Source organism: Pseudoalteromonas sp. S3785 (assembly GCF_005887365.1).
Lineage (GTDB): Bacteria > Pseudomonadota > Gammaproteobacteria > Enterobacterales > Alteromonadaceae > Pseudoalteromonas.
Window position 1 is genome coordinate 1 of record NZ_PNCT01000045.1, and the last position, 26,069, is coordinate 26,069.

At 40.5% G+C, this 26,069-nt stretch carries 23 protein-coding genes and 1 pseudogene; 17 read left to right on the plus strand and 7 right to left on the minus strand.

The features are described from left to right. Positions 1-809: 809 nt before the first annotated feature. The 6 genes from ychF to lolB all read right to left on the minus strand — a co-directional run bounded on the left by ychF (position 810) and on the right by lolB (position 5,789). Positions 810-1,901, minus strand: coding sequence for a redox-regulated ATPase YchF (gene ychF, locus CWC17_RS11900; RefSeq protein ID WP_055018915.1), 1,092 nt, complete (start codon positions 1,899-1,901; stop codon positions 810-812). A 33-nt stretch (positions 1,902-1,934) separates the two neighbouring features. Continuing rightward, positions 1,935-2,519, minus strand: a complete 585-nt coding sequence (gene pth / locus CWC17_RS11905; RefSeq protein ID WP_082422814.1) for an aminoacyl-tRNA hydrolase — start codon at positions 2,517-2,519, stop codon at positions 1,935-1,937. Between the two features lie 18 nt (positions 2,520-2,537). Further along, entirely contained in the window at positions 2,538-3,152 is a 615-nt protein-coding gene (locus CWC17_RS11910; protein WP_055016466.1) for a 50S ribosomal protein L25/general stress protein Ctc, read from the minus strand. 151 nt (positions 3,153-3,303) lie between these two features. After that, positions 3,304-4,251 (minus strand): ribose-phosphate pyrophosphokinase, encoded by a 948-nt coding sequence (locus CWC17_RS11915; RefSeq protein WP_004588832.1) that lies wholly within the window; start codon positions 4,249-4,251, stop codon positions 3,304-3,306. 90 nt (positions 4,252-4,341) lie between these two features. Then, positions 4,342-5,199: a 4-(cytidine 5'-diphospho)-2-C-methyl-D-erythritol kinase gene (gene ispE / locus CWC17_RS11920; protein ID WP_138613013.1), complete on the minus strand. Its 858-nt coding sequence runs from the start codon at positions 5,197-5,199 to the stop codon at positions 4,342-4,344. A gap of 2 nt (positions 5,200-5,201) precedes the next feature. Next, the gene (gene lolB / locus CWC17_RS11925) at positions 5,202-5,789 is read right to left on the minus strand and encodes a lipoprotein insertase outer membrane protein LolB (protein ID WP_082422816.1); all 588 of its coding nucleotides are present in this window, start codon (positions 5,787-5,789) and stop codon (positions 5,202-5,204) included. Between the two features lie 83 nt (positions 5,790-5,872). On the opposite strand from lolB, the gene hemA reads away from it, so the two are divergent. From hemA to CWC17_RS11995, 14 genes and pseudogenes are all read left to right on the plus strand, one after another. After that, positions 5,873-7,129: a glutamyl-tRNA reductase gene (gene hemA, locus CWC17_RS11930; RefSeq protein WP_171042088.1), complete on the plus strand. Its 1,257-nt coding sequence runs from the start codon at positions 5,873-5,875 to the stop codon at positions 7,127-7,129. 7 nt (positions 7,130-7,136) lie between these two features. Then, positions 7,137-8,222: a peptide chain release factor 1 gene (prfA, locus tag CWC17_RS11935; protein ID WP_055016470.1), complete on the plus strand. Its 1,086-nt coding sequence runs from the start codon at positions 7,137-7,139 to the stop codon at positions 8,220-8,222. A 2-nt stretch (positions 8,223-8,224) separates the two neighbouring features. Next, the gene (gene prmC, locus CWC17_RS11940) at positions 8,225-9,064 is read left to right on the plus strand and encodes a peptide chain release factor N(5)-glutamine methyltransferase (RefSeq protein ID WP_138613014.1); all 840 of its coding nucleotides are present in this window, start codon (positions 8,225-8,227) and stop codon (positions 9,062-9,064) included. Positions 9,065-9,120: 56 nt separating this feature from the next. Next, positions 9,121-10,062 (plus strand): annotated as a pseudogene (locus tag CWC17_RS11945) (DUF3369 domain-containing protein); the annotation flags it as partial. A gap of 258 nt (positions 10,063-10,320) precedes the next feature. Further along, a complete protein-coding gene (locus CWC17_RS11950) occupies positions 10,321-10,695 on the plus strand; it encodes a SirB2 family protein (RefSeq protein WP_138542258.1) in 375 nt (124 codons plus the stop codon). A 252-nt stretch (positions 10,696-10,947) separates the two neighbouring features. Continuing rightward, complete coding sequence (locus CWC17_RS11955; protein WP_138613042.1) at positions 10,948-11,775, plus strand: tetratricopeptide repeat protein; 828 nt, start codon at positions 10,948-10,950, stop codon at positions 11,773-11,775. 14 nt (positions 11,776-11,789) lie between these two features. Beyond that, positions 11,790-13,043, plus strand: a complete 1,254-nt coding sequence (locus tag CWC17_RS11960; RefSeq protein ID WP_138579197.1) for a DUF819 family protein — start codon at positions 11,790-11,792, stop codon at positions 13,041-13,043. A 9-nt stretch (positions 13,044-13,052) separates the two neighbouring features. Continuing rightward, entirely contained in the window at positions 13,053-13,907 is an 855-nt protein-coding gene (gene kdsA / locus CWC17_RS11965; protein ID WP_055018788.1) for a 3-deoxy-8-phosphooctulonate synthase, read from the plus strand. A gap of 128 nt (positions 13,908-14,035) precedes the next feature. Further along, the gene (locus CWC17_RS11970) at positions 14,036-14,932 is read left to right on the plus strand and encodes a transcriptional regulator GcvA (protein WP_055016476.1); all 897 of its coding nucleotides are present in this window, start codon (positions 14,036-14,038) and stop codon (positions 14,930-14,932) included. A 2-nt stretch (positions 14,933-14,934) separates the two neighbouring features. Continuing rightward, the gene (locus tag CWC17_RS11975) at positions 14,935-15,570 is read left to right on the plus strand and encodes an alpha/beta family hydrolase (protein ID WP_138613015.1); all 636 of its coding nucleotides are present in this window, start codon (positions 14,935-14,937) and stop codon (positions 15,568-15,570) included. Beyond that, positions 15,567-15,935, plus strand: a complete 369-nt coding sequence (locus CWC17_RS11980) for a DUF423 domain-containing protein (protein ID WP_171042089.1) — start codon at positions 15,567-15,569, stop codon at positions 15,933-15,935. Before CWC17_RS11975 ends, CWC17_RS11980 begins: the two co-directional genes overlap by 4 nt. 17 nt (positions 15,936-15,952) lie before the next feature. After that, on the plus strand, positions 15,953-17,038 hold the full coding sequence (gene rlmM, locus CWC17_RS11985; protein ID WP_138613016.1) for a 23S rRNA (cytidine(2498)-2'-O)-methyltransferase RlmM: 1,086 nt from the start codon (positions 15,953-15,955) through the stop codon (positions 17,036-17,038). A 17-nt stretch (positions 17,039-17,055) separates the two neighbouring features. Beyond that, entirely contained in the window at positions 17,056-20,370 is a 3,315-nt protein-coding gene (locus tag CWC17_RS11990) for a PKD domain-containing protein (RefSeq protein WP_138613017.1), read from the plus strand. Next, entirely contained in the window at positions 20,371-20,910 is a 540-nt protein-coding gene (locus tag CWC17_RS11995; RefSeq protein ID WP_138613018.1) for a hypothetical protein, read from the plus strand. 49 nt (positions 20,911-20,959) lie between these two features. Here the strand turns inward: CWC17_RS11995 and cysZ are convergent, their stop codons facing one another. After that, on the minus strand, positions 20,960-21,673 hold the full coding sequence (cysZ, locus tag CWC17_RS12000; protein ID WP_171037676.1) for a sulfate transporter CysZ: 714 nt from the start codon (positions 21,671-21,673) through the stop codon (positions 20,960-20,962). A gap of 382 nt (positions 21,674-22,055) precedes the next feature. Here cysZ and CWC17_RS12005 point away from each other — a divergent pair, with 382 nt between their 5' ends. The 3 genes from CWC17_RS12005 to CWC17_RS12015 all read left to right on the plus strand — a co-directional run bounded on the left by CWC17_RS12005 (position 22,056) and on the right by CWC17_RS12015 (position 25,981). Then, the gene (locus tag CWC17_RS12005; RefSeq protein ID WP_138613019.1) at positions 22,056-24,320 is read left to right on the plus strand and encodes a bifunctional diguanylate cyclase/phosphodiesterase; all 2,265 of its coding nucleotides are present in this window, start codon (positions 22,056-22,058) and stop codon (positions 24,318-24,320) included. A 157-nt stretch (positions 24,321-24,477) separates the two neighbouring features. Next, positions 24,478-24,948, plus strand: coding sequence for a GNAT family N-acetyltransferase (locus CWC17_RS12010; protein WP_138542267.1), 471 nt, complete (start codon positions 24,478-24,480; stop codon positions 24,946-24,948). Between the two features lie 163 nt (positions 24,949-25,111). Beyond that, positions 25,112-25,981 carry an MYG1 family protein gene (locus CWC17_RS12015; RefSeq protein ID WP_138542268.1) on the plus strand — a complete coding sequence of 290 codons (870 nt, stop codon included), beginning with the start codon at positions 25,112-25,114 and terminating at the stop codon, positions 25,979-25,981. The last annotated feature ends 88 nt before the right edge of the window (positions 25,982-26,069 follow it).

Here is a 26,069-nt window from a genome sequence, read left to right on the forward strand (position 1 = left end):
GGATTTGAACCTGTGACCCCATCATTATGAGTGATGTGCTCTAACCAGCTGAGCTACTTAGCCATCTCTTTTGTTATCACTTCATCGCTGAGTGCGGGGCGTATTATGCTGATATGACCCAAATCCGTCAACACCTTTTTTGCAAAAAAACACTTAACAGGGTTTGTTTGCAGGAAAATTAAGCTAAGAGACTAAATTTTAATAAAATTGCTGTTTTTTTAACTGCAAATCAACTGCCAAAGTACACTAAGTAATAACAACTTAAAACCGTTAGTACAAAAATTGCTGAGTATTTCAGCAGTCGTTTTGCGATCAAGTCGTATTAAAGCCTAAGTTTATTGCGTATTTTAGCTATTGAATGAAGCTATGATACTTAACAACTAGGCTATGTAATCATTTTAAGCAGGCATAAGCCGCGCTAATTGCGCTAAAAGTTACATATTAATCACCGTGGAGGCAGTTGGTAGGGCAATTTGCTTATTATAGATACGTATTTCTCACGTCAAATAGAGTATTTAACATAGCTCGTTAGTAGAATAGTAAATCGTAACAATACTTAATCATTTTGCGGACTAAATGTGTTGCTATCTGTATTAACAAATTCTCTTTTAGAGCAACTAAATAGAAGTTTTTTGCCCAGCTATTAACACGTTTATCCATTCTCAAAATAGATCACTTAGCTAAGCAAAGTGGTATAAAAAGCTAAAAGTGATTAAGGTCGTTTAATTTTTGGATAAAACCTTACTTGGTTACAGGCATAAAAAAACCCGCATTAAGCGGGTTTTTATAAACAGGTTGTTTAAGCGTAATTATACGTTAAACAAGAAGTTCATTACATCGCCATCTTTAACAATGTACTCTTTACCTTCTTGACGCATTTTACCTGCTTCTTTAGCGCCACCTTCGCCGTTAAAGGCAATGTAGTCGTCATAAGCAATGGTTTGTGCACGAATAAAGCCACGTTCAAAGTCGGTGTGAATTTTACCAGCCGCTTGCGGTGCTGTTGCACCAACTGGAATAGTCCAAGCGCGTACTTCTTTTACACCTGCAGTGAAGTAGGTTTGCAAATGTAATAGCTCGTATCCACCACGAATTACTCGGTTAAGGCCTGGTTCGTCTAAGCCTAGGTCAGCCATAAATTCAAGCTTGTCTTCTTCATCTAGTTCAGAAAGCTCAGACTCAATTGCTGCACACACCGGAATAACAACCGCGTCTTCAGACTCTGCAATAGCGCGCACACGATCAAGGTGTGGATTATTTTCAAAGCCATCTTCAGCTACGTTAGCTATGTACATGGTAGGTTTAATAGTTAAGAAGTTAATTGAGCTAATTGCTGCTTTTTCTTCTTTAGTAAGCTCTAAAGAACGAAGTGTTAAGCCTTCGTCTAAATGTGCTTTAACTTTTTCAAGTACTGCATTTTGCTCTTTAGCGTCTTTATCGCCGCCTTTCGCTTTTTTAGCATTACGGAAAATGGCTTTATCAGCACTGTCCATATCGGCAAGTACTAATTCGGTATTGATAACGTCAATATCGTCAGCAGGGTCAATAGTGCCTGCAACGTGAATTACGTTTTCGTCTTCAAAACAGCGAACTACATGGCCAATTGCATCCGTTTCACGGATGTTTGCTAAAAATTGGTTTCCTAAACCTTCACCTTTCGATGCGCCTTTTACTAAACCAGCAATATCAACAAATTCCATACTAGTAGGTAGAATACGTTGAGGATTTACAATTTTTGCTAGCTCGTCTAAGCGAGGATCGGGTACCGGTACTACACCTGTGTTAGGTTCGATGGTACAAAAAGGAAAGTTAGCGGCTTCAATACCCGCTTTAGTTAGTGCATTAAAAAGCGTTGATTTACCAACATTAGGCAAGCCAACGATGCCACATTTAAAACCCATAGTAAGATACCTTGTTAAGATTCGTTTAAACGATTATGGTTTAAAAGAATGTAGTCTGTTTTGTGCTTTTAACACACCATCTTTTGCAAGTATTTCCATACAACGAACTGCTTCATCAACCGCTGCATCCATTTTTTCTTGGTCTTCTTTGGGGGCTTTTCCAAGCACCCAACCTGTGACCATTTCACGATGTCCTGGATGACCGATACCTATGCGTAAGCGCATAAAATCTTTTTGGTTTGCCATTTTTGCAATAATGTCTTTTAAGCCATTATGACCGCCATGGCCGCCGCCTTTTTTAAGTTTGGCAACGCCTGGGTCTAAATCCATTTCGTCATGGGCAACGAGTATGTTTTCCACGGGGATTTTGAAAAAATTGGCTAAACTACCGACCGCTTTACCACTTAAGTTCATGTAGGTGGTGGGGATCAATAATTTGAATTCTTGGCCTTGGATGATCACTTTGCCAGTTAGGCCGTGATATTTAGGATCGTGTTTGAGCGTGCAGTTGTATCGTGCTGCGAGTTCTTCAATAAACCAAGCACCTGCATTGTGGCGTGTGTTTGCGTATTCGGGGCCTGGATTAGCCAGGCCCACAAGCATTTGAATAGAATTCAAGGTGCAAGACCTTAAATATTATTCAGCAGCGTCTGAAGCTTCTTCTTCAGCTGGAGCTGCTTTGTTAGCTTTGATAGTTACTACTGACAGGTCGTGGCCTTCGCCTTTACCTAGCTCAACAGACTGAACGCCTGCAGGAAGCTCAAGGTCAGAGATGTGAACTGAATCACCAACTACTAGGTTAGAAACGTTAACTTCAACGAATTCTGGTAACGCTTTAGGAAGACAAGAAATCTCAACTTCAGTTAACTGGTGAACAACAGTTGCGCCAGCTTTAGTTACTACTTCTTCACCGATGAAGTGAAGAGGAACTTTAGTTACTAGTTTGTGAGTTGCATCTACACGTTGGAAATCAAGGTGAGTGATTTTTGGCTTGAATGGGTGACGTTGAATATCTTTTAAGATAGCTTCAACAGACTCGCCGCCAACATTTAGCGTAAGAATGTGCGTGTAAAAACCTTCGCTTTCTTGTGCTTTGATCATGTCTTTATGAGCAAGAGTAAGCGATACCGCTTCTTTATCTGCACCGTAAAGGATAGCAGGTACTTTGTCTTCGCGACGTAGGCGGCGGCTCGCACCAGTACCAGTTTCTACGCGAAGTTCAGCGTTGTAAGTATAAGTTTCGTTAGACATAATGTCTCCAATAATTAAAAGTGTTAGGGCCTTTGCGACCAAGGTCCCTACCCAAAAGGCGCGCTATCATAACACCACCCCCCGATAAAATAAACAACACATACAAAAAAAGCGCCAAAAGGCGCTTACATGTTCAAGCAGATGCGTGGTTTTAGTGTTCAAACATCGCTGAAATAGATTCTTCATTGCTGATGCGACGAATTGTTTCGGCTAACATGTCAGCAAGTGTCAGTACTTTTACTTTATCAAGCGCTTTTAATTCATCAGATAACGGAATTGAGTCAGTTACAATCACTTCATCGATTACTGAGTTACGGATGTTCTCTGCGGCTTTGCCCGATAAAATAGGGTGTGTTGCATAGGCAAATACGCGTTTAGCACCATGTTCTTTAAGTGCTTCTGCGGCTTTACATAAGGTACCACCGGTATCAATCATATCATCTACGATAATACAGTCGCGCCCTTCAACATCACCAATAATATGCATTACTTGAGAAACGTTTGCTTGCGGGCGACGTTTATCAATAATAGCAAGGTCTGTGTCGTGAAGTAGTTTTGCAATAGCGCGGGCACGCACTACACCACCAATATCTGGTGATACTACAACAACGTCTTCAAACTCACGCTCTTCCATATCTTCAAGTAGTACAGGGCTACCAAATACGTTATCTACTGGTACATCAAAGAAGCCTTGGATTTGCTCGGCATGTAAATCAACCGTAAGAACGCGGTCAACACCTACACTTGATAAGAAATCGGCAACAACTTTAGCGGTAATTGGAACGCGCGCAGAACGTACTCGACGGTCTTGACGTGCATAACCAAAATAAGGAATAACGGCCGTAATACGACCTGCTGATGCACGACGTAGAGCATCAACCATAACGATAAGTTCCATTAGGTTATCGTTAGTAGGGGCACAGGTTGATTGCAAGATAAAAACATCCGAGCCACGAACATTTTCATTTATTTGAACACTGATCTCACCGTCGCTAAAACGGCCAACAACAGCATCGCCTAATTCAATATACAAACGTTTTGCAACTTTTTGAGCTAACTCAGGTGTTGCGTTACCAGCGAAGAGCTTCATGTCAGGCACGGTAGGGTTCCTCAGGCACTGAATTTTTGGACTAACGGGTAAATAGGTAAAACCTACTACGCGTTAACTTATGATTACTTGTACGTTACTTCATTGATCGAATATGGCGGCAAGCTCCGTATGAGCAGGTGAGACATTTGTGCTTGAAGCAACAAAACCCTGCCAAGTATGGGGGAGGTTATCAAGTACATCTTGTGCTTGAACTTGACTAGCAAATTCGACAAAACAACATGAACCTGTTCCGGTCATCTTCGACGGGGCGTATTTTAGCAACCACTGTAGGGTTTTTTCAACCTCGGGGCAGAGCTTTTTAACTAAAGGCTCACAATCATTGGTTAATTTGTGGGTTTGCCAATCACCTGAAATTTTTGGTGTGTCGCGTTTTAAATCTGGATGGGTGAATATTTTAGCGGTACTTACATGTTGATTAGGATGTACTACACAATACCATTTTTGCGCTAATTCTACGTCCACCAACTGTTCGCCAATACCGTGCGCTATGGCGCTTTTACCACGAATAAATACTGGTACGTCGGCACCTAATTGCAAGCCTAGGTTGGCTAATTCATCGATGCTTAGCTGAGTATCCCACATTTTATTAAGCGCAAGTAACGTGGTGGCAGCATCTGACGAACCGCCACCAACACCGCCGCCCATAGGCAGGCGTTTAATTAGATTTATTTTCACACCTGATGAAATACGACAATGTTTTTTAAGTAATAAAGCAGCTTTATAGATGAGATTATCGCAATCTGCTATGCCTTTAGTATCACCCGTTACTAAAATAGTAGCGCTTTCATTAGCAGAAAATTCGAGTGTGTCTCCAAAATTTAAAAAGGTAAATAAAGTTTCTAGTTCGTGATAGCCATCATCACGACGCGCGTTGATGTGTAAAAATAAGTTGAGTTTTGCCGGCGCAATGACCGAAAAAGCCGTTTGAGTATTCATGCTTAATTAAACTGCCAATTGTAGAGTTGAATTTTGATTTTAATTTGCTGGTGTTTTAGCGTGACATTGCCGGGGACCCAAAAGCCACCTTGCTGTTTATAGTTTGAATACGTTATTTGCCATTTTTTATTCGTGTTATCGTACCAGATAACTTGTTGTGCACGGCCAAGTTCGTCTACTTTTAATGTTTGTGAGGTTAACGTGCCTTTTAACCAGTTATCAGCGTTATCAACAGGTAAATCAAAACCGGTTAAGCGTTTCAATAATAACGCAGCGTTAGTATCCGTGTATGTTTTATCGTCGTAATCAAGTAGCGCACCTGTGCGGGTTTGTTTTAACGACAATATGCGTGTACCAATAAACGTAGTGAGCACTAAGTTGTTTTGTTTTTCGTCTTGTTGCCAATTTAAGTTTGCAGATTGTCGCTCATCTGGACTTATAAACGCTAACTTACCTTGAGCTTGCCAGGTTTTTTGCGCCGCTAAGCGAGGTTTCCAATCATCGTAAAGCGTTGTTTTTGTATCAATTTTGTGGGCGCAGCCCGCTAAAAACAGAAAAAGAGTGAATAAAATTAAATAATGTCTAATCAAATGTTGTTCCTTACTTTCCATATTCCGCTGATTTTTGGTAAAATTGCCGCCTTTAAAGTAGGGCGCAGCAATATTTGGCAAATATGACCATCATAGCACTTGGTATTAATCACAAAACCGCATCCGTAGAATTACGTGAAAAAGTGGCTTTTTCGCCTGAGCAAATGTCTGAGGCGCTCCAGCAATTAAGCGGTCATGCCGACTTTAACGAAGCCGTTATTGTATCTACCTGTAACCGTACCGAAATCTATTGTAGCCTTGAGCAGTCAAATTCCCAAGCATTGCTAGCGTGGCTTGCCAGTTTCCATGGCTTAGATGAACATGAACTGAGCAAAAATATATATTGCCACCAAGGTGATGCTGCTATTAATCATTTAATGCGTGTTGCGTGCGGCTTAGATTCATTGGTATTGGGTGAGCCGCAAATTTTAGGGCAAATTAAGCAAGCTTACCATAGTGCTAAAACACATGATGCTGTAGGCGTTAAGTTTGATAGGTTGTTTCAAAAAACCTTTTCGGTCGCTAAGCAAGTTCGTACCGACACCGATATTGGTGCCAGTGCTGTGTCGGTGGCGTTTGCTGCGGTTAATTTAGCAAAACATATTTACGGCAAGCTTGATAAAACTAATGTGTTATTAATTGGTGCCGGCGAAACAATAGAGCTTGTCGCTAAACATTTATACCAAAATGAGCCGCAACAAATTACGGTTGCCAATAGAACCATTGAGCGTGCACGCGGTTTAGCGCAGGAAGTATCGGCCGATGTGATTGCGCTGGCGCAGTTACCTGAACGTTTGCACAAAGCCGATATTGTTATTAGCTCAACAGCCAGTACGTTACCAATTATAGGTAAAGGGGTAGTAGAGCAAGCATTAAAACAGCGCCGCCATAAGCCTATGCTGTTTATTGATATAGCTGTACCGCGCGATATAGAAAGCCAAGTAGGCGAGCTTGATGCGGCCTATTTATATTCCGTTGATGACTTACAAGCCATTGTAAGCGAGAATATGGCCGCGCGTGAACAGGCAGCACAGCAAGCACAATTAATAATAAGCGAGCGCGTAAAAGAATTTGAAATGTGGGTTCGCTCTCTCGATTCGGTTGACTTAATTCGCCACTACCGAAACGACGTACAAACCATTAAGTCAGAACTTGTTGAGCGGGCGGTTAGTCAGCTAAATACAGGTAAAGATGCAGAAAAAATTATATTAGAGTTGGCCAATAAATTAACCAACCGCTTAATGCACGCGCCTACCCGTGCAATTCAAGATGCGGCTAAAAAAGGTGAAGTGGCTCAACTAACTCAGTTGAAAAAAATGTTAGGTATTGATCAGGAATAACAGTTAAATGAAAGAGTCTGTATATCGTAAATTAGAAACCTTAGTAGAACGCTACGAAGAAGTACAAGCGCTACTGAGCGATCCGTCGGTCATTAGTGATCAAAACCGCTTTCGTGCTCTTTCAAAAGAATACTCTGAGCTTGAAGAAATTGTAAAAACATTTTTAGCATACCAACAAGCACAAGACGACGTCGCCACTGCTGAAGAAATGCTAAAAGATTCAGACCCAGATATGCGTGAAATGGCGCAAGAAGAATACAAAGAAGCTAAAGCGCAAATTTTATCATTAGAAGATGAGCTACAAGTGCTTATGCTTCCAAAAGATCCTAAAGATAACAACAATGTATTTTTAGAAGTACGTGCCGGTACTGGTGGTGACGAAGCGGCTATTTTTGCAGGCGATTTATTTAGAATGTACAGCCGTTACGCTGAAACACAAAAATGGAAAGTGGAAGTGGTGAGCACCAATGAAGGTGAACACGGCGGCTACAAAGAAGTTATCGCAAATATTAGCGGCGAAGGCGTGTACGGTAAGCTTAAGTTTGAATCGGGCGCTCACCGTGTACAACGCGTACCAGAGACTGAATCGCAAGGGCGTGTACATACCTCTGCGTGTACGGTAGCAGTAATGGCTGAAATTCCAGAAGCCGAAGCCATTGAAATAAACACTGCTGATATAAAAGTAGATACATTTAGAGCCTCGGGTGCCGGTGGGCAGCACGTAAATAAAACCGATTCTGCAATTCGTATTACTCATATTCCAACAGGCGTGGTGGTTGAGTGTCAGGATGAGCGTTCGCAACATAAAAACCGTGCTAAAGCGATGTCGGTGCTTTCTGCGCGCTTACAGCAGGCCGAAGATGAAAAACGCCAAGCCGAAGAAGCTTCTGAACGTCGTAATTTAGTGGGAAGTGGCGACCGCTCAGAGCGTATTCGTACTTACAACTACCCGCAAGGACGTATTACCGATCACCGTATTAATTTAACGCTTTATCGCTTAAACGAAGTGGTAACCGGTGATTTAGGCGCAATTATTGACCCATTAATGCAAGAGCATCAGGCCGATTTACTTGCCGCCATGGGCGATGAGTAATTGTGAGTCACACTCTTGAGCAGGCAATCGCGGTTGGTGCAAACATACTTGCACCAACAAGTGACAGTGCCAAATTAGATGCACAAGTACTGTTATTACACGTTCTTCAAAAGCCTCGCAGTTATTTATTTACATGGCCAGATAAGCTGCTTAGTAGCGATGAGCAGCGCCAATATGATGAATTTTGTCAGCGGCGTTTAAATGGTGAGCCCGTAGCGCATATTATTGGTGAGCGCGAATTTTGGAGCTTACCCCTAGAGGTAAATACCACGACGCTTATTCCTAGACCGGATACTGAAACCTTAGTTGAACACGCTTTAGAGCTTGCCATGCCTGAGCAAGCTAAAGTGCTTGATTTAGGCACTGGGACTGGTGCTATTGCACTTGCACTGGGCAGTGAAATGCCAAAGTGGCATATTACCGCAGTAGACAAAGTAGCAGATGCGGTGGCCTTAGCGACGCGTAATCAGCAGCGTTTAGCGATTAATAATGTGCAAGTTATGCAAAGCAATTGGTTTAGCGCGCTGAAAAATGAGCAGTTTAATTTAATTGTTACCAACCCCCCTTACATTGAGCACGACGATAAGCATTTAAAAGAAGGGGATGTGCGCTTTGAACCGCTTTCTGCATTAGTGGCCGATGAGGCTGGAATGGCTGATATAAAACAAATAATTACACAATCACGTGACTATTTGCTCGCGAGTGGCTATCTTTTAATAGAACATGGTTTTGAACAGGGTGAAGCTGTTCGACATTTGTTTGAACAAATGGCGTATATAAATATTAAAACAGTAAAAGACTTGGGAAATAACGATCGTGTAACGCTCGCACAATGGCCTTAATTTGACAACAAACAGCCATGATGTGTGTTCTATAAATGCATTAAGGAACTTTTAATATGATGGGTGATTTTTTATTTTCAGATGAGCCAGAAGAGTTAGAAAGTGAAGTAGAGCTTGGCACTTGGAAAGTATTAATCGTTGATGACGAACCTGAAGTTCATGCTGTTACAAAGCTTGCGTTGAGTGATTTTGAATTTCAGAATAAACGTTTAGAGTTTTTAAGCGCATATTCAGGCGCTGAAGCAAAAGAATTAATAAATGCGCACCCAGATGCCGCTATTGTACTGCTAGATGTAGTAATGGAAACCGATGATGCCGGGTTGCAAGTTGCTAAATTTATCCGCGAAGAAGCTAACAATAATCATATTCGTATTATTTTAAGAACAGGTCAGCCAGGGCAAGCACCTGAACGTCAAGTTATTATTAATTATGATATTAATGATTACAAATCAAAAACAGAGTTGACAGCGCAAAAGTTGTTTACTGTTATTATGTCAAGCCTGCGCTCGTATCGCGATATTATTTCTATAGAACAATCTCGCGAAGGGCTTGAAAAAATCATTATTGCCTCGCGGGATATTTTTGCAACGCGTTCAATTGAGCAGTTTATGGAAGGAGTAATGCAGCAACTTACTTCTTTACTAGGCATTGCGGATCAAGCCGTTTATGCAACAACATTGGTTGCTCAAAATATTGAAGACAGTAGTAACGATAAGTTGATTGTTCGCTCTGCTACGGGAGAGTTTGAAAAAAGCGAAGGTAAAGTTTTGGATGATGTACTTCCCAGTGAGCAATTAGAAGCCTGCCATAAAGCACTTGAAGATAAGAGCATAATCTATAAAGACAACTATTTATTTGCTTATTGTAGCAGCGAGTACAATCATAATTCGATGCTATTTATATCGGGGATCCCTAAAAATATAACCGATACGCAACGTAATTTAATTGAGATTTTTTCTCAAAATGTGCAACTTGCATTTGAGAACGTGCAACGCCAACAAGGCTAGCTATTACTGTACATTAAAAAGCACATAGCGTTTGCAGCTATGTGCTTTTTGGTTTATGGGGCATAATAGCCGATATAGTCCGTAGAGCATGTTGAACGTTAAACGGATTCTAATACCAATCCGCAATAATATCTAATCGTTTTGCGGGGCTAAACGTGTCGTTATCTGCGTTTTTCCATCCTCAAAATAGATCACTTACTTATGCGGATTGGTATAATAATTTTAATAAAACAAAAAGTACTGAGGCTTATGGATTATTTAGCAGTAAAACACTCACACATGGCAATTGCTATGCTAAGCGTTATTTTATTTTACATCCGCTCTTTTTCGCGTATGGGCAGTGGCAAGTTTGCCAAAAATAAATTGGTTTTTATTGGCAGTCACAGCATTGACACTTTGTTACTTATTTCTGCATTTACACTCGTATTTATGGCCAAAATAAACCCATTTGAGCAACTATGGTTATTAGAAAAAATAGTGCTTGTGGTGATTTATATTGCGATAGGTATTATTAGTGTTAAACAAACGAAAACACTGCCTAAAATTATGTATGTGGCGGTTAATACGGTGGTCATTTTAGCAATAGGGTATTTAGCAACGGCTAAAGCGCCGCTACTTTTATAAGAATTTTTGGTTAAGAGTCGATGCGTGTTTAATTTTTTTAGACACGCACAGCACCCTAGAAAAACGCTTTATTCGGCAAACGCCGCTCTGTATTTGCCAAATCCTTCACACTTTCACAAGCTACCGTGCTACCACTTTTTTGTAAAGCGCATCACTATTCTTAATTTATAAGCCAAAGCTTTGCTGGATTGGTAACTATCCTTAAAATTAGGTAAACTATGCCTTCGTTTTTTAATAAATGTTGTAGTATTGATGACCACCCTCGGGTATGACGAACACGACGAATCTTATTTAGATGATGCATATGATGAATTTACTCCACCGCCACTTTATCGGTGTATTAATGCAGAATCGAAATGGGACCCTCAAATAGACTTAGCACCTACTTTTTCTGTTTTAACTGACTTTGAACAGCAGATAAGTGCATTGTGCGTTAAGCAAAAAGACCCTCACGATAGATTAGAAGCTTTACTTGATACTTTTTATAGCAAGTGGCTATTTAGTGCCTCAGGCTTAAAGGTGCCAGAGCATAAAATAAATAGTTTGAGTTACACACTCACCATGCGCAGCGGCTCAGTAACCACATTAGGAATTTTATTAACACACTTGCTTGAGCAAGCGCAGCTAGATGCTAGCGTGTGTATTAATCAGGGCGATATTAGCGTTCATGTCGCAATAAGTGATGAAGAAGGCTACATTATTGAGCCGAGCAGTGGACAACAAAGCTGGTATATCATTCCTGAAAATGCGGATGAAGAAAATGGCCAAGAACAAGAGCCACTTGAGCTTATCTATAACGATGAAGTTTATAAATTGTTTTTAGCGCAGCAAAAATGGTCGTTTATTAGCGAGAATAAATTTGGCCATGCTTTAGTTTGTGTTGAGTTGCTAATGGAGCTATTAGGCGATGACCCGTACGAGAGACGCGACAGAGGTTACTTACTCAACCAGTTAGATTGTCCTAAAATGGCACGCGATGATTTACAGTTTTTTATTGATGAGTGCCCAGACGACCCGGCAATCGAAATTATTCAGCATCAACTAGAAGAACTTGAAGATAATAATAAAACACACCATTAAGAATAGGAACAAATATGGCTGATACTCACACTGCATTAATTACCAATGATGCTGTTGTACTGGGGTTGCTTGCTGTAATTTTAGGGTTTATTTTTAAAACCTCTAGCAGCGAAAATCCCAAACTAAAAGCATTTTATAAGTATGTACCGGCATTATTGTTGTGTTACTTTTTACCTTCTTTACTCAATACCTTTGGCATTGTTGATGGGCATAGCTCCAATATTTATTATGTTGCCTCGCGATATTTACTGCCTGCATGTTTAATCTTACTTACCATTAGTATTGATTTAAAAGCGATTATCAATTTAGGCCCCAAAGCGCTCATTATGTTTTTAGTGGGAACGCTGGGTATTGTGATAGGTGGACCTTTATCAATTTTAGTGGTGAGTGTATTTAGCCCTGATTTAGTAGGCGGCCACGGCCCAGATGCTGTTTGGCGTGGTATGACAACGGTTGCCGGCAGCTGGATTGGTGGCGGCGCTAACCAAGCTTCAATGAAAGAAATGTTTGAAGTGGGCGGCGATATTTTCTCGGTTATGGTGACCGTTGATGTGATTGTGGCGAATATTTGGATGGCTGTTTTATTACTAATGGCCGCAAACCATAAAAAAATTGATGCCGCAACAGGGGCTGATACTACCGCCATTGAAGATTTAAAAAACCGTGTTGAGCAATACCACGCAGAGCATGCTCGCATGCCGACACTTAATGACTACATGACCATTATTGCCATAGCATTTGGTATAACAGGGCTCGCTCATTTTTGTGCCGACTTTTTAGGGCCGTTTTTTGCAAACAATTATGCGTGGGCTAAAGAGTACAGCTTAAACAGTAAATTCTTTTGGCTAATTGTTATTTCAACCACGATTGGTATTAGTTTATCATTTACTAAAGTAAGACAAATAGAAGCGTTTGGCGCATCAAAAGTTGCTTCAAGCTTTTTATATATTTTAGTAGCATCAATTGGCTTACACATGAACGTAACCGCTATATTTAGTAACCCTGGGTTATTTTTAATTGGGGCTATTTGGATGCTAACACACGCAAGTTTAATGCTGATTGTGGCCAAAGTAATAAAAGCCCCGTTATTTTATATGGCGGTTGGCTCGCAAGCTAACGTTGGCGGCGCTGCGTCGGCGCCTGTGGTGGCTTCTGCGTTTCACCCTTCGCTTGCGCCAGTGGGCGTGTTATTAGCTGTACTAGGGTATGGTGTAGGTACATATATGGCCTACATTTGTGGATTAATGATGCAAGCAGTTGCACCTTAAGGAATTTAAATGAACAACCAAGTAATTAATATTAATAACATTGAGCTGGCAAACGACAAACCATTTGTATTATTTGGTGGTATGAATGTTTTAGAATCGCGCGATTTAGCAATGCGCATTGCAGAGCACTATGTAGAAGTAACGTCTAAATTAAATATTCCTTATGTATTTAAAGCCTCGTTTGATAAAGCGAATCGCTCATCAATAAATTCATACCGCGGTCCAGGTATGGAAGAAGGCTTAAAAATATTTGAAGAGATTAAAAATACCTTTAATATTCCGCTTATAACCGACGTGCACGAACCACACCAAGCAGCGCCTGTTGCTGAAGTGGTTGATGTAATTCAATTACCTGCATTTTTAGCACGCCAAACAGATTTAGTAGTCGCTATGGCTAAAACGGGTGCCATTATTAATGTGAAAAAACCACAGTTTTTAGCACCACACGAAATGCGTCATATCATTACTAAATTTAATGAAGCGGGTAACAACAATGTTGCACTGTGTGAGCGCGGCTCAAGCTTTGGTTACAACAACTTAGTGGTTGATATGCTAGGTATGGATGATATGAAAGCTATGGCACCGGTTATTTTTGATGCAACCCATGCGCTACAACGCCCAGGCGGGCGAGCAGACTCTGCTGATGGACGCCGTGCACAAGCTGCCGAGCTTGCTCGCAGTGGCATGGCATTGGGTATAGCGGGCTTATTTATTGAAGCGCACCCTAATCCTAATGAAGCAAAGTGTGATGGCCCATGTGCATTAGCACTTAGTAAGCTTGAAGGGTACTTATCGCAAATGAAAGCAGTAGATGATTTAATTAAAAGCTTTGCACCACTTGATACAAGCGCAAGCGATTTATAATTTAACACCTATTTAAGTAATAGTTAAAAAGCGGCTTAGGTCGCTTTTTTTATTCCTTTAATATACACGCACAACGATGCTGTATATAATCTTACGCATAAGAAAAACTAATTCTAAGCTTGGTTACTATGTCAAGACGAGTCCCTCCACTAAACGCACTTAAAGCTTTTGAAGCTGCGGCACGCCATTTAAGCTTTACTAAAGCAGCAGAAGAACTGTATGTAACGCAAGCAGCAGTGAGCCACCAAATTAAAACACTTGAGGAACATTTAGGCCTAAAATTGTTTTTACGTAAAAACCGCTCGTTGTTGTTAACTGAAGAAGGCCAAGGGTACTTTTTAGATATAAAAGAGATTTTTACGCAGTTAATAGATGCTACCGAAAAGCTACTTGCTCGCGGTGCAAAGGGGTCACTTACCGTAAGCTTAACTCCTAGTTTTGCGATTCAGTGGTTAGTACCTCGGTTAAGTTTGTTTAATGAGCTGCACCCTGAAATAGATGTGCGTATAAAAGCGCAAGACCAAGATGAAAATTCATTAAGTGATGATGTAGATATTGCTATTTATTATGGCAGAGGGCATTGGAGCGGGGTTCAAACTTACAAACTACACACAGAGTATTTAGTGCCTTTATGCAGCCCGCTGTTATTAAGCGGTCATAAGCCGCTTAATGAGCCAAGTGATTTAGCTCAACACACGCTGTTGCACGATACCACACGGCGTAACTGGAAAACTTGGATGAAAACGGCGGGTGTACGCAACGTTCAAGTAAATCAAGGTCCCATATTTAGCCACTCGTCAATGGTATTGCAAGCCGCGGTGCATGGCCAAGGGGTAGCAATAGGCAATAGTGTGCTTGCCAAACCCGATATTGATGCTGGTCGTTTAGTGATCCCGTTTAGTCACAGTTTAGAAAGCAAAAATGCGTATTACTTAGTGATCAGAGAGTCGCAAACAGAGCTGGGTAAAATAGTGTCGTTTAAGGATTGGATGCTCAGCTTGGTTGAACAAGAACAAGAGTATTAATAATGATTGAATGGTTTAAAAGTGAAACGCAGCCGGCTATTGCACAGTTTATATTTGCGCACGGTGCAGGGGCTGGTTCAGATTCTGATTTTATGCAGCATATGGCTAAACTCATTAGTACGCAGGGTATTGATGTAGGTTTATTTGATTTTGAATACATGCAAATCGCTAAACGAACACAAAAACGTAGGCCACCAGAGCGAGCTCCAAAACTGTTAGCTTATTACGAGCAAGTACTGACAAATGCGCAACCTAATTTACCGTTATTTATTGGCGGCAAGTCGATGGGTGGGCGCATGGCGTCTATGCTTGCATGTACTTCTGCACAACCGATAGCTGGTGTTTTAGCGTTTGGCTATCCGTTTCATCCACCCGGTAAGCCCGAAAAGTTACGCACCGAACACTTTGCAGACATACCTTGCCCGTTTTTAGTATTACAAGGCGAACGAGATACCTTTGGCACTCGCGAAGAGCTTAAAACGCTTTCTATGCCAAAACAGCCAAGCTTTGTATGGCTTAGCGATGGTGACCATTCACTTAAACCTCGTAAAAAAAGTGGTGTAAGCGAGCTTGAAAACCGCGAAACAGCGGCGCGTGAAGCAGGTAAATTTATAGCCAATAGAGTGGAGCAATTATGATTAAATTATTTTTACTTACAGGCAGCTTTTTTTGCATGCTGTCGGTTATGTTAGGGGCGTTTGCCGCGCATGGCTTAAAAAGTCGTTTAACTGAGTATTCACTTGGGGTATTTAAAACCGCAGCTGAGTATCAAATGATGCATGGCCTAGCGCTTATAGCCGTAGCGATTTTAATTAAGTGGGGTATTAATTTAACTATGGCGGGTGGTTTTTTTATTGCCGGTACGCTGCTTTTTAGTGGCAGTTTGTATTTATTAGCACTTAGCGGAATGAAGTGGTTAGGCCCAATAACCCCATTAGGTGGGTTATGTTTTATAATTGGTTGGGTTGTTATTTTAGTGCAAGTTGCACGATTTAAGTTTTAAAGAGTTTAAGGGTTAATATGTCTAGTGTTGTGATTTATTGTCGTAGTGGTTTTGAAAACGATGCGGCTGCTGAAATAACGTTTCATGCTGCCGAGCAAGGTTTTGCCGGCTATGTTAAAGCCAAACCAAATACCGGCTACGTGATTTATGAATGTTTTGAAGCGCAACACAGCGACGAAATAATCAAAAAGGTCGACTTTAAAAATATGGTATTTGCGCGCCAGTGGTTTGCAGGTACGTTGATTGAAAATATGCCGGTAGAGGACCGTGTGACGGCATTAAAAGAAGCCGCAAAGGATTTTCCATTGTGCAGTGAATTGCGTGTAGAAACCCCCGATACTAACGAAGGCAAAGAGCTGCTGACCTTTTGTAAAAAAATATCAACACCACTAAAAAAAGCACTTGAAAAACAAAACACGGTATTGCGTGAGCCAAAAGCAAACCGCCCAGTGATGCATATACTATTTTTAGCCAATAATGCCGCGTATGTAGGGTATTCGTATAGCTATAATAATTCGCCATTTTTTATGGGTATTTTACGTTTACGTATGCCAAGTGATGGACCGAGCCGCTCAACGTTAAAACTTGACGAAGCCTTTAATGTTTTTATACCTGAGAAAGAACGTGAAGAGCGAGTACAACCAGGCATGCGAGGGGTTGATTTAGGTGCTTGCCCTGGCGGTTGGACCTATCAATTAGTGCGCCGAGGCATGTTTGTGAGCGCAATAGATAATGGCCCAATGAACGATAGTTTGATGGAAACAGGCCAAGTTAAACATTTTAGAGCTGATGGTTTCAAATATCGCCCAGAAAAAAGAAATATTAATTGGTTAGTGTGCGATATGGTGGAAAAACCAACCAAAGTGACTAATCTAATGATTGACTGGGCAGTAAACGCATACGCCAAAGAGCTTATATTTAATTTAAAGCTGCCTATGAAAAAACGCTTTGATAGTGTTTATGAATGCCTGACGATGATCAAAGAAGAGCTTGCTAAGTACGGTATAACCTATGAGTTGCAAGCAAAGCATTTGTATCATGATCGTGAGGAAGTCACCGTTCATTTAAACGTTGTTAAGGTGCCCCAAAATTTGTATAGCTAAATTATAGAGGCATAAAAGTGGTATTAAATAATGTTTACAAATGGCTAGGATTACTTTTTTTATCACTTTTAATAGCCGGTTGCGGCGGCGGGGGCAGTGATGGTGACTCCTCAGACAGCGGTTCGACTGCTAATACTGCCCCTACCGTTAGTATTGATGTTAGCAGCAGTGTTATTGTTGCTAGTCAAACCTTTACCATTACAGCTCAAGCAAGCGATAGCGACGGGCAGGTTTCTAGTTACCAGTGGCAGCAGCTATCGGGGCCTGAATTTACCTTTACAGCCAATGGCAACACACTCACCGTAACGGCCCCAAGTGTAAATACTGACACTAATTTTAGCTTTTCGGTGCTAGTAACTGATAACGACGGGGCGACATCAGAGCAGGTGTTTTCAGGCACGGTTACTGTCCAAAATACGCCTCCTACGGTAAACATTACAGGCCCAAGCAGCGCACTGGCTAATACCCAAGTGAGTTTAACTGCTAATGCACAAGATATCGACGGCACGATTAGCAGCATAGTGTGGGTGCAATCTGCTGGTTCCTCTATTGAATTTAGCCAAACCGAAGGTGCACTAAACTTTACTGCACCGAATGTGAGTGAAAACGAAACGCTAGGTTTTACTGTTACTGTAACTGATAATGCAGGAGGCACTGTGCAAGGCAGCGCAACGGTACTTATTACGCAATTAAACAGTGCGCCTAGTATTACCTTAGCAGGGCCTGAGGAGGCAATGCAAAATGAGTCAGTTACAATAACAGCCACTGCGCAAGACGATGATGGCACTATTAACGAACTAAGCTGGCAGCAAACAAACGGCCCTGTGGTCGAATTCACGCAAACCGATTCAAGCATTACCTTTATGGCCCCAACGGTTGCTCAGAACACCAATATTACCTTTTTAGCCACAGTTAAAGATAACGACGATGCAACCAATAGTGCACAAAAAACGGTAATTGTGGTGCCGCCAAATACTCCACCTGTAGCTGATGATATAAGCATTGAAGTGGAGTACAACTTAAGTGCTGAATTTAATTTATTAGTAAATGACATCGATGGGGATACGGTACAAATTATCTTTCCAGATGATTTAGAAGGGGCACAAGTAAGCGTTATTGATGCCCAAGCGCTGCGCTTTAGCTATACACCGCCTGTAAATAGTATTTCTGCAAAAAGCTATACTCTGATAGCCAGTGACGGTGAAGACAGCACTAACTTTTTACTCAACACAATAGTTGTTGATACCAGCGCTGCAACGGTGACAGAAATAACACCTAATGGATCAGATGAACCGGTATTGGTTGACACCCCCCTTAGCATTACGTTCTCTGATGTAATGCGCAGTAGTTCGTTAACTGTTAATAGTAGCGCGGGTAGTTGTGAAGGCAGTATTCAGGTATCAAGTGATGATTTTGCAACCTGTGTGGCACTGAATATAGAAAGCATATCTGATGGGCCAGATGAAACGAATGAGTATTTTAAAAGCGTTAACCTAAGCGCTAATTTTTCAGAAAACACGCTATACAAAGTCCGCTTAACTGATCTGCTAGTAAATTTCTTCGGCACTGCTTCAATAGCTGGTCAAGTGAGTGAGTTTACTACGTCTACCCAAGATTTAAAAATCACTGAAATCATATCGGTTCAATTTACTAATGATACGCCCTGGGTTGAGATTTATAATGGCACTGGAGAGGCTGTTAATTTACAAAATTACTCATTAAAAACGCACGCAATTAATATGCTTGATAGTTCAGTAAGCGCCGAGCAAGTATTTACTTTACCCAATAAAGTAGTAGAAAACGGCAGTTATATTTTACTGCAAAGCCGCTTTGGTGATGAATTTTTAGCAAGTGCGGCACTTAATAACCCTAAAATTGTGCTGGTGGGTAACCAAAGCGATGAACTACGTCCTTATTGGTATATAAATGGCTATGCAGAGCTATTAAACAGTGCAGCAACACAAACAATCGACTTTGTAAAATTTGGTAACTCTAACCAGCAACCAGTTAGTGCCGCGCAATGGCAAGGCGGCAATGCGCCAGCAATGCAGGCTGAACAAGGGTCAAGCTTAAAACGTGCGCTTAATGCAACAGATACTAACCAAGCAAGCGATTGGGCTTACTCAGTTTTTAATACGCCTGCAGGGCAAAACGATGTTACCTGTGATACCGATACTGATTTAGATGGTATTCCAGATTGTGCTGAGCAAGAAGGCTCAACCTTTGGCGGGCTACCCTTATACGAATGGGGAGCGCGTGAAAATCAAAAAGATATATTTATAGAAATTGATTATATGGACAGTACAGATCCAGGTATTACGCCACAGCGCATAGCACTTGAAAAAGTAGTGAGTGTATTTGCATCTAATGGTTACATGGTTCACTTTGATGTGGGCGATTTGTTTGATCAAAGCACGGGTATTTCCACCGCTAACTTTGATTTAGGGGGCGGTACAACCGTACCATTTAACAGCTACACGCCCTTTGAATATGATCAAGGCACAGCTAATTTATTTGCTTATAAAATGGAATATGCCGATACAACGCGCCGTCCGATTTTTCATTATTTATTAATGGCAAACAGTGGTAACGAAGACGGCAGCATTAGTGGCTCGGGTATTGCTGAAATAAATGGTAATGACCTAATGTTGACCATGGGCGGTTGGGGGTTATCGGTTGATGATCAAACATCACAAAATGTGACGAACAATTACCAAGCATCTACTATTTTTCATGAGTTAGGCCATAATTTAGGGCTTTACCATGGTGGCGATGAAGAAGTGAACTTTAAGCCAAACCATTTAAGCTCAATGAATTACTTATATCAATTAACGGGGCTTGCAAGCATAGGCAATAATGAAGGCGACCGTTATTACGATCGGTTTTATACCAATAATATTAATTGTGACCTTGTACCAAATACTAATAATCAAACGGGCTCAACAGATGACTTTATAATTGACTATTCAAATGGTAGTGCTGCAGATATAAATGAAAGTGCTATTGAAGAAAGCGCCGGGTTAAATAGACCAGGCTCCGAGGCAGTTGATTATAATTGCAATGCAATATTTGGCGATACATTGACTAACTTTGATGCAAACCAAGACTCGCAAATTACTATACTTACCGACGCTGACGAGTGGGGCATGATCAACCTGCAGTTTTACTCGCAAAGTGCAGGCAATCGATTTGGTGTTGCCAATACAATGAGCCATAAACAGTATCAACAACAACGTGTTCAAGCTGTTTCTACTTCATTGCCTAGCTATATAAAAGAAGCAGCACCAAGCGAGCTTATAATCAACCAAATTAAAGCAATTAAAGAGCACTAAATGAGCTACCGATTTAAAAAAGCAGCCCTCTTGCAAGGTGCTATTATTTGTTTTATCGCTGCGTGTAGCCAAAACGCCACATATAACACTGGCAATAGCCATGATAGTGAATGGTTACTAACTGATGCACTTTATTATAATAACAAGCCAGTAAATTGGCAGCAAAGGCGTGTAAACGGGTGCAGCACGTGTTTAATACAAAAAGACTCTGTACTACAGCCCGAGGGCATAACGCGTTTTAATACGCTTTATAAAGAAGGTGAGTGGATTGCAATGCAAGAGCAAAGCAGTTTAAATGTTATAAGGTTAAAACTGCCTTTGCACACCCCCTATTTGTATGTTGAGCAATTAGCAAACGGCGAGCTTAAACTGTTTAATCAGCAGCATACTTATAAAACTAAAATAGGCGAAGTCATCAACATAACGTTTAAAAAGCAGTTATTCTCGATAGTGATCACTGCGTTTATTTTACAAGATGAAAAAAGTGCACCACTGCCAAGGCGCGCTAAATTAAATTACACTGCACTTAAATTGAAGTAGGTAAAATAAAAGCACCAAAAGGTGCTTTTATTAATTGCTATAGTGTTATTTAGCCCGCTCGGTATTTAGAGCGGTAATTATCTACCCACAAACGGGTGGCGCCACACACAGCAACGGGCATAACAATTAGGTTAATAAATGGGATTGCAGTGAGCAGCATAACAGCAAAGCCAAAGCCATAAGATAAGCCTTGCTTAGACTTTAAATCGTCTTTCATTTGTTTAAAGCCTACTTTATGGTTATCGAAAGCGAAGTCTTTGTATTGCACAGCATACATCCAACATGTAAATAAAACCCATAATACTTGGCCAATAACGGGTAAAATCCACAGTAAAATAAAAAAGCCAATAGCGCGGGGTAAGTAATAGCAAAGCTTTGTCCACTCTCTGCCTACCATGCGGGGTATGTCTTTAACTAAATCAGCAAAACCGTCGTCATTTATTTTTTGACCTGTTAAATAAAGCTCAACTTTTTCACTGAGTAAGCCATTAAATGGTGCGGCAATAAAGTTGGTTATTACGGTAAAAAGCATACTGTAACTAAATAGTACAACAAGTATTGCTATAGGCCACATTAGCCACTCAAGCCAACTAAGCCACTCAGGTAACATGTTGTTGATATAATTAAAGCTGTCGCTTAACCAACCAAATAAAAAGAAGAGTGAACTACCAAACAATAAAATATTAAGTAAAAGCGGAATAAGCACAAAGCGCTTAAGGCCTTTTTGGCTAATTAATTTAAAGCCCGAAAAAAAATATTCCATACCTTGTATGATCTGCACAGTAACCTCAAAAAATACTCATATCTGCATGCAGTATAATTAGACTGATAATTTTGAACAGCCTTTTTAAGTAACAAAGTGTTAAACCTGCAAAATTTTTAAAAAGTTGATGAATGTCTTAGTTGGGTCGCTTTGTTAACAATGTTTATTTTTTGTTGCAAAATAATGTGGGCTTGACGCATACTAACACTGATATTTAGCTATTTTATTAAAAACAATTTCTATAATCGTAATAATAAAACTCGCGTTGTAAGTTTTTTAACTATACTCACTTTAAATATACGAACTAAGAGCAGGAATTTATTGATGCACTGCTTTTTTAAAGTGCTTAATAACTTAATAGTACCTAGATGCATGGTGAAGTATGAATACTGCAAAACTAAAACAATTGTTATCTCACCAGCAGAATATATTATCTAAAATTGCGTTAGGTATAGCTTTAGACGATGTTTTACAAGATATTTGTTTAGCTATAGAGCAGATCATTGAAGACAGCTCGGCAAGGTGCTCTATACTTTCTTTAACGGGTAATCAGTTATTTCATCGTGCTGCCCCAAATATCGACGATGGATATTTAAAGGCAATAAATGGTTTATTTATAGGTCCTAACGTTGGCTCTTGCGGCACCGCTGCTTATAAAAACGAACGAATTATTGCGCCTGATATTAACCTCTCACCTTTATGGGAAGGTTTCAAAGAGTTAGCGCAAAGCTATGGTTTATACTCTTGTTGGTCATCCCCGATTGTGTCAACCACTGATGAAATATTAGGCACGTTTGCTATTTACCACGGCACCCCTAAAGCACCTACACAGCAAGATTTAGAGCTTATTGACTATTTTGTACACTTTTCCAGCATAGCACTTGAAAAAAACGCAGAATCGCTAAAAGCTAGGCAGCTAGTTGCAGACCTGCAAAAAAGTAATGAAAAATTTAAAGCGTTTACGCAGGTGATGCCCGATCTTATTTTGATTTTGAACGAAGAGGGAGTCTATACCGATATTTATGGCACCTCGAATGATTTATTACTCGAATCATCGAATGATTTGGTTGGTCAAAGTGTAAAAGATTTGTTCCCTGTAAAAGATGCCGACATGATTATGGGGGTTATCAACAAAACCATCCAAACTAATGAAATGCAAGTATTTGAGTACGATTTAAAAGTGCCTAAGGGCCACATCACCTTTGAAGGTAGAGCGGCCGCACTTAACAACTATCAGCCAGACAATCCAACACTTAAACACGTAGTGTGGATGGCAAGAGATGTGACCCTACGCAAAAAAGCCGAGCAAGAAGTGCAGCGGCTTGCTTTTTTTGATCCTTTAACTGGGTTACCTAATAGGCGCATGCTCAGCGACAGCTTAAAAAAATGTGTAGAGCGTATTAAACGCAGCAACAAAACGGGCGCACTTTTGTTTTTAGATGTTGATAACTTTAAACGAATAAATGACTCACTAGGTCACGGCGCAGGCGATCAAGTACTAAAAGAATTGGCAAAACGCTTAAGTGGCGTATTAAGAGCATCAGATACGTTAGCGAGAGTGGGGGGCGATGAATTTATTATTTTACTCGAATACATTGGTGAGCATAATCACCAAGCCTGTGTTGAATCTGAAATAGTCGCAAAAAAAGTGCAAAGCGTGTTTAACGATAAGTTTTCAATTGGGGAGCTGGCATTTCAAGTGAGCTGTAGTATAGGCATTTGTTTAATCAACGAAGAGCACACAATCACCGATAACATATTAAAATTTGCAGATACCGCTATGTACCGCTCCAAAGAAAAAGGGGGAAACAGCTGCAGCTTTTATGATCCTAGGTTGCAAACATTACTTGAAAAACAAGCTGAATTAGAAACCGATATTGTAAGGGCCATTGCAAATAATGAGTTTTGTGCGTATTTTCAGCCGCAAATAAATATGCAAGGGAATTTAGTGGGTGCAGAGGCGCTGATTAGATGGATTCATCCAGAAAAAGGGGTTATCGCGCCCAACCAGTTTATACCCATAGCAGAACAATACGGTTTGCTCCAAAAACTGCAAAATATAGTGCTTCGTAATATTTGTAGCCTTATCAATCAACTTAGTCAAAGCAATATGATAGAAGAGCACTTTAGTGTATCTATAAATATTAGCCATATACAGTTTAATTCGTCGCAGCTTACCCGTGAGCTATGCTCTACAATTAAAGAGTTCAACATAAAGCCACAACACATAAAACTTGAGATCACAGAAACCATGTTGTCGGGTGATATAAACAGCACAATAAAACAAATGGCTGAACTACAAGAACGTGGATTTGTGTTTTCAATTGACGACTTTGGCACTGGCTATTCGTGCTTAGCACATTTGAATGCCTTCCCTGTTCAGGAAATAAAAATTGATAAAAGCTTCATTGATAAAATTTTAGATAAAGGCAAAGGCTTTAATATTGTTAATACGATTATAAGCCTTGGTAAAAGTTTAGATATTACTGTGGTCGCCGAGGGTGTAGAGCAAGAGGCGCAATTTGAGCTACTAAACTTGCTCAATGCAGATTGCATACAAGGCTACCTAGTCGCAAAGCCAATGAACAGCAGCAATTACCTTAAGTGGCATGCCCATCAATTAAAAAAGCAAAGTCTAAGTGCTTAGTAGCCTGAACGTTGTTTACGCTCATTTAGCTAACGTTTTAATAATTCTATTTTTACCTTATTAAAACATTTTGTTTAAACAACACTAGGAACACATGTCGTAAATATATATTATGAACTTATTATAATGATTCAAAATAAAAAATGGACGACAAGAGATGCAGTTAGTCGAATTAACCCCTAAGGATCCTGATGTAGTTAATGTGTTTGCAGATATAGATAGACTGATAAACTCGTTATATCCGGTGGCTACAGCCCAATCTCTTAAAATAGAAGAATTAGATAAAGACAACGTTTACGCAATTGGTTTAAAAAATGAAGATGGCATTATAGCTTGTGGCGCTATTGTTAAGCAAAATGACGGTACGCTTTATGGCGAAATAAGGCGCTTATACGTTAAACCGAGTTACCGAGGTAGAGGCTTTTCAAGACGTATCATGCAAAACTTGCTGCATTATGCCGGCGAAACAAAAATTCCACTCATTCGTTTAGAAACGGGCCCTAAGCAAACCGAATCAATTAGTTTATACGAGGATTTAGGTTTTGAGCGCTGTGCAAGCTTTGGCTCGTATAAAGATAACCCACAAAGTGTATTTATGGAGCTTGGTCTAAGCCCTGAGCCAAAATAAAATTGCTAATTTACTCCTTGCGCCTGCCCTTTAATGTGGGCGCAAAAAATACTTCACTGTTTTTCATTGCGCTGTTCGTATAAAATTCGCCACGTAAGTTTTAATCTGCATTTAGCACTTCATAAGTGAGAATTTTATCTTTTTTAAAAGTAGCCCAAAACCAATGAGCGATTTAACAGTAGTAACCCACAGCGGTAATTTCCATGCCGACGATGTGTTTAGCATTGCGGTACTTAAGCATGTATTGCCTGCCTTTAACTTGGTACGAACCCGCGATAAAGCCATAATAGAAAGTGCCGATATTGTTGTTGATGTAGGTGGCGAATACAACCCTGACACAGGACGCTTTGATCACCACCAACGCGGCGGCGCAGGCGAGCGTGAAAATGGCACGCCATACTCGTCATTTGGCTTAATTTGGAAAAAGTATGGTGTAGCACTGTGTGATAATAACCAAGCGGTGGCTGATAGAGTAGACGCTGGTTTAGTCTCTACTATTGATGCAATAGATTGTGGTTACGTTAAAGGTGTGGTTGAGGGCATAACGCTTAGCCAAACGCTTTCTATGTTTAATCCTACATGGGAAGAGGAAGGCAACTTTGATGAATGCTTTGATGAAGCCGTTGAGTTTGCAGCGCGTTTATTAACCCGTTTTATTGCCTCAGCAAAGGGAAGCATTAACGCCAAAGATATTGTTGCAAAAGCAATAGAAGAGGCAAAAGATCCCCGCGTGATTATTTTAGAAAAATACACACCATGGAAAAAAACAGTACACCATTTATCAAGCGACGCTTTATTTATGGTTTACCCTTCGCAAAACGGCCAATGGATTATTCAAACTGTACCAGTAGAGCCAGGCTCGTTTGAAGACAGAAAGTCACTGCCTAAAGCGTGGGCTGGTTTATCGGATGAAGAGTTTCAAGCTGAAACAGGCTTAGACGACGCTGTATTTTGCCACAATGGTTTATTTATAGCCGGTACTAAATCGTTCGAAAGTACAATGAAGCTGGCTGACGCGGCCTTGGCCGAGTAACTTGTTTTGCTTAAATATGGGTAAAGAATTTTTTACCCATATTTCACATTATATTTTAGCTAAGTAACTAATTTTTAGTTACTTAGCG

What these genes read in the sequence shown, in the direction of transcription:
- CWC17_RS11910 (WP_055016466.1), bottom strand. Translation starts at nt 3,152, where the DNA reads ATGTCTAACGAAACTTATACTTACAACGCTGAACTTCGCGTAGAAACT.
- rlmM (WP_138613016.1), top strand. Translation starts at nt 15,953, where the DNA reads ATGTCTAGTGTTGTGATTTATTGTCGTAGTGGTTTTGAAAACGATGCG.
- CWC17_RS11950 (WP_138542258.1), top strand. Translation starts at nt 10,321, where the DNA reads ATGGATTATTTAGCAGTAAAACACTCACACATGGCAATTGCTATGCTA.
- ychF (WP_055018915.1), bottom strand. Translation starts at nt 1,901, where the DNA reads ATGGGTTTTAAATGTGGCATCGTTGGCTTGCCTAATGTTGGTAAATCA.
- CWC17_RS11960 (WP_138579197.1), top strand. Translation starts at nt 11,790, where the DNA reads ATGGCTGATACTCACACTGCATTAATTACCAATGATGCTGTTGTACTG.
- prfA (WP_055016470.1), top strand. Translation starts at nt 7,137, where the DNA reads ATGAAAGAGTCTGTATATCGTAAATTAGAAACCTTAGTAGAACGCTAC.
- ispE (WP_138613013.1), bottom strand. Translation starts at nt 5,199, where the DNA reads ATGAATACTCAAACGGCTTTTTCGGTCATTGCGCCGGCAAAACTCAAC.
- CWC17_RS12015 (WP_138542268.1), top strand. Translation starts at nt 25,112, where the DNA reads ATGAGCGATTTAACAGTAGTAACCCACAGCGGTAATTTCCATGCCGAC.
- CWC17_RS11975 (WP_138613015.1), top strand. Translation starts at nt 14,935, where the DNA reads ATGATTGAATGGTTTAAAAGTGAAACGCAGCCGGCTATTGCACAGTTT.
- CWC17_RS12005 (WP_138613019.1), top strand. Translation starts at nt 22,056, where the DNA reads ATGAATACTGCAAAACTAAAACAATTGTTATCTCACCAGCAGAATATA.
- CWC17_RS12010 (WP_138542267.1), top strand. Translation starts at nt 24,478, where the DNA reads ATGCAGTTAGTCGAATTAACCCCTAAGGATCCTGATGTAGTTAATGTG.
- cysZ (WP_171037676.1), bottom strand. Translation starts at nt 21,673, where the DNA reads ATGGAATATTTTTTTTCGGGCTTTAAATTAATTAGCCAAAAAGGCCTT.
- CWC17_RS11995 (WP_138613018.1), top strand. Translation starts at nt 20,371, where the DNA reads ATGAGCTACCGATTTAAAAAAGCAGCCCTCTTGCAAGGTGCTATTATT.
- CWC17_RS11955 (WP_138613042.1), top strand. Translation starts at nt 10,948, where the DNA reads ATGACCACCCTCGGGTATGACGAACACGACGAATCTTATTTAGATGAT.
- hemA (WP_171042088.1), top strand. Translation starts at nt 5,873, where the DNA reads ATGACCATCATAGCACTTGGTATTAATCACAAAACCGCATCCGTAGAA.
- kdsA (WP_055018788.1), top strand. Translation starts at nt 13,053, where the DNA reads ATGAACAACCAAGTAATTAATATTAATAACATTGAGCTGGCAAACGAC.
- CWC17_RS11970 (WP_055016476.1), top strand. Translation starts at nt 14,036, where the DNA reads ATGTCAAGACGAGTCCCTCCACTAAACGCACTTAAAGCTTTTGAAGCT.
- CWC17_RS11980 (WP_171042089.1), top strand. Translation starts at nt 15,567, where the DNA reads ATGATTAAATTATTTTTACTTACAGGCAGCTTTTTTTGCATGCTGTCG.